Annotated in this window: 11 protein-coding genes; 3 read left to right on the forward strand and 8 right to left on the reverse strand. The window is 70.5% G+C overall.

Annotated elements, in window-relative coordinates; translation table 11 throughout:
- The 5 genes from E1264_RS08760 to E1264_RS08780 all read right to left on the reverse strand — a co-directional run.
- A partial coding sequence (locus tag E1264_RS08760) for an SAM-dependent methyltransferase (protein ID WP_207935797.1) occupies positions 1 to 542 on the reverse strand: 542 nt, incomplete at its 3' end.
- Positions 543 to 719: 177 nt separating this feature from the next.
- Positions 720 to 1,967 (reverse strand): formamidase, encoded by a 1,248-nt coding sequence (fmdA, locus tag E1264_RS08765; protein ID WP_132171456.1) that lies wholly within the window; start codon positions 1,965 to 1,967, stop codon positions 720 to 722.
- A gap of 52 nt (positions 1,968 to 2,019) precedes the next feature.
- A complete protein-coding gene (locus E1264_RS08770; RefSeq protein WP_132171458.1) occupies positions 2,020 to 2,664 on the reverse strand; it encodes an AmiS/UreI family transporter in 645 nt (214 codons plus the stop codon).
- 9 nt (positions 2,665 to 2,673) lie between these two features.
- Positions 2,674 to 2,955 carry a zinc ribbon domain-containing protein gene (locus tag E1264_RS08775; protein WP_132171460.1) on the reverse strand — a complete coding sequence of 94 codons (282 nt, stop codon included), beginning with the start codon at positions 2,953 to 2,955 and terminating at the stop codon, positions 2,674 to 2,676.
- Between the two features lie 368 nt (positions 2,956 to 3,323).
- Positions 3,324 to 5,225 (reverse strand): CocE/NonD family hydrolase, encoded by a 1,902-nt coding sequence (locus E1264_RS08780; RefSeq protein ID WP_165964077.1) that lies wholly within the window; start codon positions 5,223 to 5,225, stop codon positions 3,324 to 3,326.
- A 590-nt stretch (positions 5,226 to 5,815) separates the two neighbouring features.
- On the opposite strand from E1264_RS08780, the gene E1264_RS08790 reads away from it, so the two are divergent.
- On the forward strand, positions 5,816 to 7,447 hold the full coding sequence (locus tag E1264_RS08790) for a carboxylesterase family protein (protein ID WP_132171466.1): 1,632 nt from the start codon (positions 5,816 to 5,818) through the stop codon (positions 7,445 to 7,447).
- 50 nt (positions 7,448 to 7,497) lie between these two features.
- Here E1264_RS08790 and E1264_RS08795 read toward each other — a convergent pair whose 3' ends face one another.
- Together E1264_RS08795 and E1264_RS08800 are read right to left on the reverse strand one after the other, a co-directional pair.
- Positions 7,498 to 8,340, reverse strand: coding sequence for an SAM-dependent methyltransferase (locus E1264_RS08795; protein WP_132171468.1), 843 nt, complete (start codon positions 8,338 to 8,340; stop codon positions 7,498 to 7,500).
- Positions 8,341 to 8,472: 132 nt separating this feature from the next.
- The gene (locus E1264_RS08800) at positions 8,473 to 9,630 is read right to left on the reverse strand and encodes a DUF5753 domain-containing protein (RefSeq protein WP_132171470.1); all 1,158 of its coding nucleotides are present in this window, start codon (positions 9,628 to 9,630) and stop codon (positions 8,473 to 8,475) included.
- A gap of 235 nt (positions 9,631 to 9,865) precedes the next feature.
- On the opposite strand from E1264_RS08800, the gene E1264_RS08805 reads away from it, so the two are divergent.
- A complete protein-coding gene (locus E1264_RS08805; RefSeq protein ID WP_132171472.1) occupies positions 9,866 to 10,708 on the forward strand; it encodes a hypothetical protein in 843 nt (280 codons plus the stop codon).
- Between the two features lie 10 nt (positions 10,709 to 10,718).
- Positions 10,719 to 11,630, forward strand: coding sequence for an LLM class flavin-dependent oxidoreductase (locus E1264_RS08810; RefSeq protein ID WP_132171519.1), 912 nt, complete (start codon positions 10,719 to 10,721; stop codon positions 11,628 to 11,630).
- 51 nt (positions 11,631 to 11,681) lie between these two features.
- On the opposite strand, the gene E1264_RS08815 is transcribed toward E1264_RS08810, so the two are convergent.
- Positions 11,682 to 12,569, reverse strand: coding sequence for an alpha/beta hydrolase (locus E1264_RS08815; RefSeq protein WP_207935799.1), 888 nt, complete (start codon positions 12,567 to 12,569; stop codon positions 11,682 to 11,684).
- Between the last annotated feature and the right edge of the window lie 8 nt (positions 12,570 to 12,577).

The following is a 12,577-nucleotide window of genomic DNA, read 5'->3' on the forward strand; positions in this document are numbered from 1 at the left end:
AGGCTGCCGGGGGCGAGCGGCGCGACGAGGGCGTCCACCAAGGTCTGGGCGTCCTCCACGAACTGGAGCATCGCGATCACGGTGAGGGCCACCGGGCGGGCGAGGTCGAGGGTCTCGTGGAGGACGGGATCGGCGAACAGCGTGCCCGGGGAACGCATGTCGGCCTCGACGTAGGCGGTGCGCCCCTCGGGGGTGCTCGTCAGCAGGGCACGCGCGTGGGCGAGGACGACCGGGTCGTTGTCGACGTACAGGACGCGCGCATCAGGCGCCGTCTCCTGGACGACCTCGTGCAGGTTCGGCGAGGCCGGGATGCCGGAGCCGACGTCGAGGAACTGGCGGATGCCGAGGCGCGCGAAGTGGCGGGCCATCCGCCGCATGCAGGCGCGGTTGGCGAGCATCGACGTGCGCAGCCCGGGCCAGCCCTCCAGCGCCTTCGCCGCCGTCTCGCGGTCGGCGGCGTAGTTCACCGTGCCGCCGACGATGTAGTTGTAGACGCGTGCCGAATGCGGGCGGTCGGTCTGCAGGTCTGGCTCATCGGGCATGGGCGGCGGGATGGGCGGCATGGGCCGATCCTGCCCTTCGCTCGCGGCGCTCGTCCAGCGGCGGACTCCGGAGCGACGCGCCGTGGCGGCCCGGTCGCCTGCGGGGCGAGTGTGGCCGGGCCGCCACGGGCGGTCAGCGCAGCGGCGGCCGTCGCGGGCCGCGCTGCGGTTCCGGTGTCAGGACGAGACGGCGCACTGGCCGCGGTCGGCGCGGCGCGGGCCGTCGGCCGTCGGACGGATGTCGAAGTCGAAGATCTCCGTCGGCAGGTAGAGCGAGCAGCAGGCGTTCGGGATGTCGACCACGCCGCTGACGCGTCCCTCGATCGGCGCGGCGCCGAGCAGGAGGTAGGCCTGCTCGCCGCTGTAGCCGAACGTCTTGAGGTACTCGATGGCGTTCAGGCACGCGTTCCGGTACGCGATCGTCGCGTCGTTGTAGTAGTTGGTGTTGGTGTCGTGGTCGACGGAGATGCCGATGAACGACACGAACTCGGAGTAGCGCGGCTCCACGTTGCCGGGCATGAAGATCGGGTTGGTGGTCACGCCGTACTTCTCCATGCCGCCCTTGATGAGGTCGACGTGGAAGTCGATGAAGCCGCCCATCTCGATGGCGCCGCAGAAGGTGATCTCCCCGTCGCCCTGGCTGAAGTGCAGGTCGCCGCCGGACAGCAGGCCTCCGGCCACGTGCACCGGGTAGAACACGCGGGCGCCGCGGGTGAAGTTCTTGATGTCGTGGTTGCCGCCGTTCTCGCGCGGCGGGACGGTGCGGGCGCCCTCGGCGGCGACCTTGGCCAGCGCGTCGCCGGTGAGCGGGCCGGCGAGCGTCCCGGGCTCCAGCGGCGGCAGCGCGAGCGGCGGCACGCGCGTCGGGTCGGTGTCGATGAGCGCCTGCTCGCGGGCGTTCCACTTGGCCAGCAGCTCGGCGGACGGCGCCGTCCCGAACAGGCCGGGGTGCGTGATGCCGGTGAACCTGACCCCGGGGATGTGCCGGGACGTGGCCTGCTGGCCGTGGAAGTCCCAGATCGCCTTGTAGGCGTCCGGGTAGTAGTCGGTCAGGAAGCCGCCGCCGTTCTGCTTGGCGAAGATGCCCGTGTAGCCCCAGCCCTGCCCGGGTTTCGGCCCGGTCTCCTGCGGGACGGGACCGAGGTCGAGGATGTCGACCACGAGCAGGTCCCCGGGCTCGGCGCCCTCGACGGCGATGGGCCCGCTCAGCATGTGGCACGGCTGCAGGTCGACGTCGCGGACGTCGTTCGCGGAGTCGTTGTTGCCGATCTGGCCGTCCGTCCACTCCCGGCATTCCACCCGGAACTCCGCCCCGGGACGGACGGTCGCCGCCGCGGGGATGTCCGGGTGCCACCGGTTGTGGCCGGGAACGTTCTGGTCGCGCATCGACCGGGCCTGGTCGACGCTGAAAACGACTTCTGGCATGAGTGCCCTCCCAGAGTTGGTGCGTTTGAACTTGGTGAAGTGCGGTCGGCGGTCAGGTTCTGGCGGCGGGTTCGGCGGGTCCGGCGGGCGCGCCCCCGCCTGCGCCCGTGCTTCCGCGCCGGGTCAGCGGCCACAGGCCGACGACGATGACGACGGTGCCGACCGCCCAGATCACGGCGTACTTGCCCGCGCTGGAGTAGTTGTCGGTCAGCAGCAGGAACGCGGGGAGCGTCGTCGTCCCCAGCGCGTTGGCGAGGGTCACCCATGCGGTGTAGTCGTTCAGCTCCGCCCGCTTGAGCCCGAGGAGGAGGAAGAACAGGAACCACAGGAAGGACCACGAGAGCCAGATGACCCCGAACGGGTAGTCCTTGACGTCGAAGAAGTTCACGGCCGCGAAGACGATCGCCGAGACGGACACGAACAGCGAGAACCAGCCGACGCCGGTGGAGTCGATGCCGGCGAGGTTGCCGATGCCGACGTAGAGGTAGGTGAAGCCGAACAGGTAGATGCCGGCCGCGAAGCTGATCGCCGCGGTGTCGGTGCCCGCCTGGATCAGCAGGATCGTCGGGAACACGACCTGCATCGCGCCCACGAACAGGTTCAGGACGCCCGCCGCCTTCGGGTCGACGCGTCCGAGCAGCATCACCGCGTTGACGAAGAGCACCGCGCCGACGTAGAGCAGGCCCACGCTTGCCATGAGATCCCCCTAGGGCCGTGGTAGCAGCGCGTGGCGCGGGTCGGACGGCGGTGCGGGACGGCGCTCCGGCGGAGGCGCCGCCTTCACCACCTGCGGCTCGTACCGGCTGGCCTCCTGTGCGTCCAGCGCCCGCGTGAGCGGGGCGCCGGGACGGGTGAGCGACGGGGCCGTGAACACGCGGCGGGCGGTGCCGTCGCACTGGTCACAGCGCTGCTCGGGGCGTGCCCCGCCCATCGGCAGCGCGACGTCGAAGGGGCCGCAGCGCGCGCAGCGGTATTGATAGGTCACCATGACGGGCCTCCCGGCTGCCCATATGCTTACTTTCTGAAGAAAGTATTTCTTTCGGAAGCATCCGTCAATGAGGTGATGCAGGTCTTCCCGATCCGAGGGCGCCGAACCCCGCCCCGGTGAGGATTCGGCACCGCGGCCCTGGGGCGGGTCACGGAGTGCGGGCCGCGGCGGCTTGATGACATGCAGTTACGCGATGTGAGGCAGCGCCGAGAGTGCCGGGAGGCGCTGCGGTCGGGTGAGGCGGGCGTCCCGCGCGCCCCCGGGCGGCTGCCGGTCGGCAGGTCCGGGGACGCGCGGGACGGCCGGATCGTTCGGACCCTAAGTACTATCCAGAGGAATAGTTCTAACGTGAATCTTGCGCCGGACGGTCAGCCGACCGGGCGCGGCATGATCGGGAGGGTGATCGAGGACGGGTGCTCGGCGTCGTGGTAGATCGTCTGGTCGGCGACCTTCGTCCTGGTGTCGGTGCCGAACGTCCGGCCGGTGTTCGGGTTGCGGTCGAACATCGGGAAGTTGCTGCTGGACACCTCCAGCCGGATGCGGTGGCCCGCCTTGAACAGGTTGCTGGTCGGCCACAGCTTGATCGTGTACTTGTAGACCTTCCCGGGACGGATCAGCGACGGCCGCTCCAGCGACACCCGGTACCGGGCCCGCTGGATCCCGTTCCGGACGATCATCGAGGTGCCGTCCGGGTGGACGTCGGTGAGCTTCGCCGTCCAGTCGGTGTCGCGCGCCGAGGACGACGCGTACAGCGTCACCGAGATCGGGCCGGTGACCTCGGTGTCCTTCTGCAGCGGCGGGGTGCTGTAGACGAGGACGTCGCGCCGCTGCTCGATGACCCGCTGGTCCTGGGGCCCGCCGGGCACGGAGCTCTGGAACCGGCCGCCGAAGCTCGGCACCGGGTTCTCCGGGTCGTACCGGTAGCGGTCGGCCGCCTCCTTCGCGGGGCGGGCGGTGGTGAGCGTGCCGCCGCCGGTCAGCGTGTTCGCGTCACCGTTGCTGTGCAGGTAGTACGTGGTGTAGTCGGTGCCGGGGATGGGCCAGGCGTCCGCCGTCCGCCACTTGTTCGCGCCCATCACGAAGACCTTCACGGCGGGGTCCCGGTCCACGCCGTTGCGCTTGCCCTTGAGCCAGTAGTCGAACCAGCGGAGCTGGACCTCCTCGATCGAGACGATCGCCTCCGGTCCCCAGTCGATCGCGCCCGTCCGGCGGCCGGAGCTGCCGTGCGTCCACGGGCCGATGAGCATCTTCGCGCCCTCGCGGGCCGTCCGGGACCCGCCCTTGGCGCGCATCCCGGCGAAGTTCTCGATCGTCCCGTCGAGGAAGATGTCGTACCAGCCTCCGTAGTTGAGCGCCGGGACGGTGATCTGCGAGTGCCGGTCGCGGATGCTCCAGCGCTTCCAGTAGGCGTCGTTGCTGGGGTGCTTGACCCAGTCGTAGTAGTACGGGGCGACGCGCTCGTCCTCGGGGTACAGCGGCGGCCACTTCTTCAGCGGCAGCGACCAGTACCATTTCCTGAACAGGTCGCGGGACGCCTGGCTCATCTCCGCGCTCAGCCTCGCGCCGTCGGGGAGGCGGTCGACCGCGCTGTTGGCCAGGGAGAACAGCGGCCAGTCCTGGGTGAACGACTGGTACATCGCGCCGCCCTCGTACGTCCACCCGTCGTAGACGTCGGCCGAGGTGAACGCCGGGACGATGGTGACCAGGTGCGGCGGGCGGAGGGTCGCCGGGAGCCACTGCGTCAGCCCCGGGTAGGAGAACCCGTACATGCCGACCTTGCCGTTCGAGTGCGGCAGCCGCGCCGCCCACTCGATGGTGTCGTAGCCGTCGGTGGCCTCGTCCCGGTAGGGGTAGAAGGTGCCGTCCGACTTGTACTGCCCGCGGACGTCCTGCGAGACGACCATGTAGCACGAGGCGGCGTAGAAGTCGGGGTCGGCGTAGAAGATGTTCTCCGCGCGGTCCTTGTTGTAGGGCAGCCGTATCAGGATGACCGGGACGCTCTCCTTCCCCTTAGGGGTGAACACGTTGGAGCGCAGGACGGTGCCGTCCCGCATGGTGGTCGGGACGTCCCTCTGGACGGTGAACTCGCACTTCTCGCCCGCGGCCGCTCCCGCGCCCGCGCCGGCGGCGCCGGCTCCGGGGGCGGCCGCCGCACCGGCCAGCACCACGACCGCCGCACCGAGCGACAGCTTCCGGACCCGGCCCGCTCCGGCCGGCCTGACCGTTCCGGCCGGTCCGGCTGATCTGGTGGCACGCCGTCTTGATCTCATCCCGCATCCCTTCGGCCGATCTTCGACGCCGTCGGGCGGAGCATCACATGGTCACGTGACCTGGTCAGGAGGGCCGGGGAGCGGCTGCGGCGAACCGCCGGGCGGGCGCGTCGAGCATCGGGGGCGGCTGCGGCGAGCGGTCGGGAACGCGCGATGAACCGTGGGATTTGCGTGGATTGTCGTGACCTATCGGGTGAGCGTGTGACGGGAGAGAAATTTCGGGGCCGAACGACCGCCCGTCGCAGGGATCCGACCGCTCACCGACCGGCCCCCGCCGGTCACCGCTCCCACGCGGCCGCTGACCGACCGCGGCGGCACCGGACTCTATCCGGCTCCGAAACACCAATTTAATCTTCGATCAACTCGTGATCATTGTGCGCGCGCACACCATCCGGCAGAAGTAAAGGCGCTGCTGCCGTCGCCGGTCCCTAGTGTCAGACACGTCCCCGCTCGTCACGCCATCCTGCCCGGACAGAGAGCGTCCGGTGCATTTCCGTTTTCCGGTGGCGTGGCCGACTTCCCGCGAACACGGCGCCCTCTCTTTCGCTGGCGGCGCCGTCCATTCCCCCCGCGCGAGAGAGAAGGTCGGCATGGAGCCGAAGAAACTCCGATGGCCCGCGATCGCCGCGGCCGCCGCGGCGGCGATGATGTTCACCGCCCCCGCGTCCCAGGCCCGCACCTCCCCGCAGTCCACGACACATGCCGAAGCGGCCGAATGCGCGCCGGGCACCACCGTCCAGACCGACAAGGGACCCGTGTGCGGAACGGTCTCCGGCGGGGTCGCGTCCTGGCTCGGGATCCGGTACGCCGCCCCGCCGGTCGGCGAGCTGCGCTGGGCGCCGCCCGCGCCCGCCCCCGCCTGGACCTCGACGTTCCCGGCCACCGAGCGCGGTACCAACTGCCCGCAGGCGGACGGTCTCGGCGCCGGGTCGACCAACGAGGACTGCCTGAACCTGAACGTCCGGGCGCCGGAGAACGCCGGTGCCAAGCGGCTGCCGGTCATGGTCCAGATCCACGGCGGCGGCTTCAGGTTCGGGACGCCCGCCGACGGGAGCCATCTCGTCCGGTCCGGGAACGTCGTCTCGGTGGAGGTGCACTACCGGCTGGGGATCTTCGGGTTCATGGCGCACCGCGACCTCGGCCGCAACTCGGGCAACTACGCGTTCCAGGACCAGCAGGCCGCGCTGCGCTGGGTGCAGCGGAACATCGCGAGATTCGGCGGCGATCCGGGCAACGTGACCATTTACGGTGCGTCCGCGGGCGGGTCGAGCGTCTGCGCCAACACCGTTTCCCCCACCGCGAAGGGGCTGTTCCACAAGGGGATCTCGCAGAGCGGCGAATACAACTCGCTGCTCGGCACCAACACTTCCTGGCAGCCGCAGGACTGCAAGTCCGAGCTGCCCACCGCGGAACAGGCGCACCGGACCGGTGACCGTTTCGCGGCGGCCGTCGGCTGCGGCGACGCCGCCGACACCGCAGCCTGCCTCCGCCGGGTGCCGGTGCAGACGCTGCTCGACAAGTCCGGCAACGGCATGGGCCCCGACCAGGGGACGATCGCGCCGATCGTCGACGGCAAGACCCTCACCATGTCGCCGGCGAAGGCGTTCGCCACCGGACGCGTCAACGACGTCACGCTCATCCACGGCGTGGACCGCGACGAGACGCAGCTGGCCTCCGCCAACACGCCCGCCGACTACCAGCGGATGGTGCGCGAGCAGTACGGGCGCTACGCCCCCCACGTGTTCGCCCGTTACCCGCTCGACCGCTTCCCCGAGCCGTCGGCGTTCATCGCCTACCGGACGATCGTCGCCGACTCCAACTCGGTCTGCCCGTCCCTGCTCAACCACCGGCGGATGTCGCGCCACATGACCGTGTACGCCTACCAGTCCGACAACTCCGACGCCCCGCCCGCGAGCTTCCTCGACCAGACCAAGCCGAACGGCGCGTTCCACGTCCTGCTGAACCAGTTCCTGTCGCCCCGTCCGGGCGCGAACCTGTCCCCCAACCAGAAGGCGTTCGGCGCGCAGATCACAGCCCAGTGGACGGGCTTCGCCCGCACCGGGAACCCGACCGTGAAGGGCGCGCCCTTCTGGCCGAAGTTCACCAGCCGCGCCCCAGACGTGATGTCCCTGGCCCCGGCCGGCGACAGTGAGCTGACCCGCGAGATCGGGCGCCAGCACCACTGCGATTTCTGGGACCGGCTCACTCCCTACAACCGCTGACCGTCGATCGTGCTTCGGGTGCCGGCGTTTCCCGCCGGCACCCGATGCCGTCACGCGGTCTTCTTGCCCACCCCGCCCCAGGCGTCCACGACCGCCGAAGGGGCGAGCGGATTGTGCTCGGGACGCCACCGGTGAATCTGCACGACACCCGGGTCGACCGGTTCGAGCCCGTCGAGGAAACGGCTGATCAGCCCGGGGCTGCGCAGATGGTAGGGGACGGATCCGCCCTCGTTGTAAAGGCGGATGGCCTCCACGTACGCGAGGTCGGTATCGGTGCCGTCGTACACCGCGAGGAAGCTTCCCGGAGGCAGTTCGGCCGTGAGCCGGCCGATGATGGAACGGGCGCGCTCGTCGTCCTCGGTGATGGGGACGTGCCCCATGACACCCATCAGCATCAGCGCGATCGGTCGGTCGAAGTCGAGTTTCGTGCGGGCGACGTCGATGATGGCTTCCGGTTCGTTCAGATCGGCGTCGATGTAGTCGGTGCCCTCCACCCGGTTGCTCGTCAGCAGGACCCGCGCATGGGCGAGGACCAGCGGGTCGTTGTCGACGTAGACGATGCGGGATTCGGGGGCGACGCGCTGCGCGACCTCGTGGGTGTTGTCGTGGCTCGGCAGCCCGGTGCCGATGTCGAGGAACTGCCGGATTCCCTCGTCTTCGGCCAGGTGGCGGACGACGCGGGAGATGAAGTAGCGGGAGACGCGGGCCATGTCCTTGATGGCCGGGTAGATCGCGGCGAACTGCTCACCGGCCTCCTGGTCGATGGGATAGTTGTCCTTTCCGCCCATCCAGTAATTCCAGATCCGGGCGGAGTGCGGCACGGACGCGTCGATCCCCGCCAGCAGATCCTTTTCGGCCTCGCGCCAGGAGAACGCGTCGTCGCCGGAACTCATCGCAGCCTCCATCGGTGCGCCCCCCGCCGCCTTCCCGGGGGAAGCGGGGGGCTTCACGGGAATCGGTTCCGCGGCCAGGAAATCAAGCCCGCGGTGGGGAGGCAACCCGCTGGACGGCCATTTTGTGATTTGTCACATGCCGGCGCAGAGATCGCGGAGCATCTCGCGGGTCTCTTCCGGAGTTGCGGCCTCGATGCTGAGCCGGTCGAGTACCTGACCGAAATGGAGCATGTCGGCCGGGCCGGTGGGGTAATCGGCGCCGTCGAGCCGTTCCAGATAGAGCACGTCGGGCAGCCGTTCCTCGGCGAAGCGCAGGGCGGTGATCGGCCCGCCCGCCGCGGCGTACCCGCCTTTGCTCAGCGGCATCACCTGTATCCCGACATTCGGCCGGTAGGACATCTCCAGCAGATGCTCCAGCTGGGCGCGCATCGTGGCGGGACCGCCGTATTCGCGGCGCAGCATGGTCTCGTCCAGAATGGCCCACAAACGCGGCGCGTTCGGGCCCAGCAGCCTCTTCTGCCGCAGCATTCGCAATTCGACCCGGCGGTTGATCTGCGCCTCGGGAGCCGTGCCGTGCGCGAGGCGGATGACCGCCTCGGCGTACTCCCGCGTCTGCAGCAGGCCGGGAACGAACTGGGTCTCGTACGCCTGGATCAGCCGTGCGGCCTGCTCCAGTTCGAGGTAGAGCTCCGCCCACCCCGGCACCACGTCCCGGTACCCGTGCCACCAGCCCGCCGTCTTGAAGCGCCGGGCCAGCGCCCGCAGCCCGGCGTACTCGTCCGTCATCTGCTCGCCCTCCCGCGGCGCGCTCGCCGAGCGGCCTCCGGCCGCCACCGTGGCGCGCCGCGCCGCACCCGATGCCTCACGCAGGACCTCGCGCACCGCCGCGACCTCGACCCCGGTGGAACCCCCAGTTGGGGGCGGCGTCTCCCGTGGACGTCCGTGGAACCGGCGCCACGCCTCCTCGTACCTGGCCTTCCACTCGTCCAGGGTGCCGAGGTCGTCCGGGGCGACCCCGTTCTGGGACGCGATCACCCGCAACACGGTCACCAGGGACGCCACCCACGGCCATTTCGGCAGCGTCTTCCCCTGCCGGGACAGGATGCGCTGGATCGTGGACCGCTTGAGCTCCTCCACCCGCAGCACCCGCCCCTGCACCGGGGTGGCGAACTTCCGCGACAGCGCCTCCACCTCCGTGAGGCTCGGCGGCCCCGCCTTGATCCAGATGTCGTCGAGCTCCGCGACGAAACGCGCGAGAACGACCGCCGGGTCATCATCGGACGATTTCATGATCCATTTTCCCCGCCTTCCATCCACCCCTCCCGGGGATAACCGTACACATTGGCCACGGGCGGACAGGAGCGGAATTCCGGTCCGCCATCATCCCCGCGAACACGGACAAAGTGGGCAATAGTGATAAAGATCAGAATTTCGAGCGGCGTCCCAACTCATCCCACCCATGGGCGGAACGCCGCGACCCACGGCCACAGTGGTGCCCGCAGTTCTAGCGAAGGAGAGAACGACCATGTTGCGGGACGCCGCTCCACCCCTGCCGCTGCCCATGCGCCCCCCGGACGATCACGGCCGCCCGGCCGAACCCTGCTGGTCGACCGCCGACACGGCGGTGCTGGCGATGTCGCTGTTCACCACGTGGGCCGCGCGCACCGGACGCGTCCTGCGCAACGCTCCGATCAGCGAGCTGACACCCGCCGAACTGATCGAATTCTGGGCCGACGACCAATTGGAGGATATGGCGCCCGATCCCTTTCCCGCGCCCCGCGCGCACACGACGCTGATCGCCGTGGACGTCGTCGGGTTCGGGCGGCGCTGCCGGGACACCGCGTCGCAGCGGCGCGTCCGCCGCGACATGTACGAGCGGCTCGGCGCCGCGTTCGCCGCGGCCGGGCTGCCGTGGCCGGACTGTCGCCGCGAGGACCGCGGCGACGGGGCCCTGATCGTCGCGCCCGCCGGCGTGGACCCCGTCCACTGCCTCGACCGGCTGGCGCACCACCTGGCGGTCATCCTGCGCGGCCACAACCGGTTCGCGGGCGACGCCGCCCGGCTGCGGCTGCGCATGGCCGTCCACCACGGCTACGTGGAGCGCGACGCCTACGGTGTCTTCAGCCCGGCCACCATGCACCTGTTCCGGCTCCTTGAGGCGCGCGCGTTCAAGGAGGCGCTCCGGGCCGCCGGGACGGACCTCGGCGTGATCACCTCCGACACCCTGTACACCGAGGCCGTGCTGCGCGGCGGCCGCGGCGCCCTCGCCGGCTACCGGCCGCTCCGGGTGAGCTGCAAGGAGATCCGCCGCGCCAAGGCCTGGCTCCGGCTGCCGTCCGGCCTGGTCACGGACCTGGACGATCGTTAGGGTGGGAGAGATGCGCTTCGCGATCTCCCTTCCGCAGGACCTTCCCGACGGCGAGTTCGACCCGGCCGCCTTCCGCGCCTTCATGCGGCGGGCCGAGGAACTCGGGTTCGACGGCGCCTGGACGCAGGAGCAGGTCCTCGGGACCGCGGCCCGGTCGAGCCCGCTCGAGACCATGGTCTACGCCGCCGCGTGCACCGAACGGATCCGGCTCGGCTGCGCGGTGTTCGTCAGCACGCTGCACAGCCCCCTCCACCTGGCCAAGAGCCTCAGCACGCTCGACCAGCTCAGCCTGGGCCGCGTGGACGTCGGCGTCGGGGTCGGCAACGCCGGCCCGGCGCTCGCGGCGTTCGCCGTCGATCCCGGCAGCCGCGTCGCCCGGTTCACCGAGGGGGTGGAGCTGATGAAGGCGTGCTGGACGCGCCCGCGCATCACCTTCGACGGGCGCTTCTGGCAGCTCGACGGCGCCGCGATGGAGCCCAAGCCGTTCCAGAAGCCCCATCCCCCGCTGTGGTTCGGCGCCCGGCATCCGAACGCGCTGCGGCGCGCCGTCCGGCACGGCGACGGCTTCTTCGGCGCCGGGTCGGCGACGACCGCGCAGTTCGCCGACCAGATGCGCGTCGTGCGGGAGGCGCTCGCGGAGCAGGGGCGCGACCCCGCGAGTTTCCAGATCGCCAAGCGCGTCTACATCGGGGTGGACGACGACACTGCCCGCGCCGAGGCGAGGGCGGCCGAGACCCTGCAACGCTTCTACGCGCGCGACGACCTGCTCTCCGTCGCCGTCTTCGGCCCTGCCGGCGAATGCGCGCGGGGCGTCCGCGAGGTGATGGACGCGGGCGCCGAGATGGTCCTGTTCACCCCGCTCTGGGACGACGCGGAGCAGATGGAGCGCCTCGCCGCCGAGGTCGTCCCCCGGTTGCGGTGAGCGGACCGGGGAGCCCGCAACGGGATCGGGCTCCCCGGCACTGGCGCGCCGCTAGCGCGAATGCCTGCGCAGGAACTTGCGCAGGACGGGGTTGTAGATGTCAGGCCGCTCCCAGTGCGGCGCGTGCCCGCACTCGTCGGCGACGACCGTCTCCACGTTGCGGAAGTGGCTCGCCATGACCCGCTGCACGGACGGCGGGCTGTAGAGGTCGCCGTCTCCCCACAGCAGCAGGGTGGGCACCCTCAGCCGCTCCACGTCGGCCCAGGTGGGGCTGGTGAGGTACGGCTGCCCGACGTCGCTGGTGGAGGCCCGGTCGTGGATCTCCTCCCAGGCGTGCATCCCCTCCGGGTTGAGCGCCCGGTAGGACGGCCCCAGCTCGATGAAGGACGCCGGCATGTCGCCGAAGCCCGTGGGCCGGAGCCGCCGCAGCATGGCGACGTAGTCCGGGTTGGTCACGCTGGTCAGGCTGCCGCTGATCGAGAGGCTGATGAGCCGCTCCTCATGGGTCAGCGCGTAGTCGAGCGCGACTCCCCCGCCGTAGGCCACGCCGACGAGGTGGAACCGGTCGAGGCCGAGGAACTGGACGAGCGTGTGCAGGTCCTCCGCACCGGTTCCCGGGTCGTCCGGGTCCGGCGCGCTCGACCTGTACTTGCCGCGCATGGAGAAGCCGATGACGCGGTATCCGGCCTTGGCGAAGTAGGGCTGCTGGTACGGCCATATCTCGCCGCTGCCGCTGCCGGGGTGCATCAGCACGATCGGGGTGCCGCGGCCTCCGGTGTCCCAGTACCAGAGGTGTCCGCCGGGCACCGGCGCGTTGCCCTCGCGGGCCGGGACCTGCTCGGGAACGGGGATGATCCTGAGTGGAGGCTGGTTCGATCCGCCCGCGGCGGCGGCCGTCCCGCCGCCGCCGGCGAACACCGCGCCACTGGCGGCCAGCACCGTGGCAC

The sequence above is a fragment of the Actinomadura sp. KC216 genome (assembly GCF_004348535.1).
In the GTDB taxonomy this organism is placed as follows: Bacteria; Actinomycetota; Actinomycetes; order Streptosporangiales; family Streptosporangiaceae; genus Spirillospora.

Bases quoted from the DNA above. Each gene is read 5' to 3' on its own strand.
- fmdA (WP_132171456.1), bottom strand. From the start codon at position 1,967: ATGCCAGAAGTCGTTTTCAGCGTCGACCAGGCCCGGTCGATGCGCGAC.
- E1264_RS08770 (WP_132171458.1), bottom strand. From the start codon at position 2,664: ATGGCAAGCGTGGGCCTGCTCTACGTCGGCGCGGTGCTCTTCGTCAAC.
- E1264_RS08775 (WP_132171460.1), bottom strand. From the start codon at position 2,955: ATGGTGACCTATCAATACCGCTGCGCGCGCTGCGGCCCCTTCGACGTC.
- E1264_RS08780 (WP_165964077.1), bottom strand. From the start codon at position 5,225: ATGAGATCAAGACGGCGTGCCACCAGATCAGCCGGACCGGCCGGAACG.
- E1264_RS08790 (WP_132171466.1), top strand. From the start codon at position 5,816: ATGGAGCCGAAGAAACTCCGATGGCCCGCGATCGCCGCGGCCGCCGCG.
- E1264_RS08795 (WP_132171468.1), bottom strand. From the start codon at position 8,340: ATGAGTTCCGGCGACGACGCGTTCTCCTGGCGCGAGGCCGAAAAGGAT.
- E1264_RS08800 (WP_132171470.1), bottom strand. From the start codon at position 9,630: ATGAAATCGTCCGATGATGACCCGGCGGTCGTTCTCGCGCGTTTCGTC.
- E1264_RS08805 (WP_132171472.1), top strand. From the start codon at position 9,866: ATGTTGCGGGACGCCGCTCCACCCCTGCCGCTGCCCATGCGCCCCCCG.
- E1264_RS08810 (WP_132171519.1), top strand. From the start codon at position 10,719: ATGCGCTTCGCGATCTCCCTTCCGCAGGACCTTCCCGACGGCGAGTTC.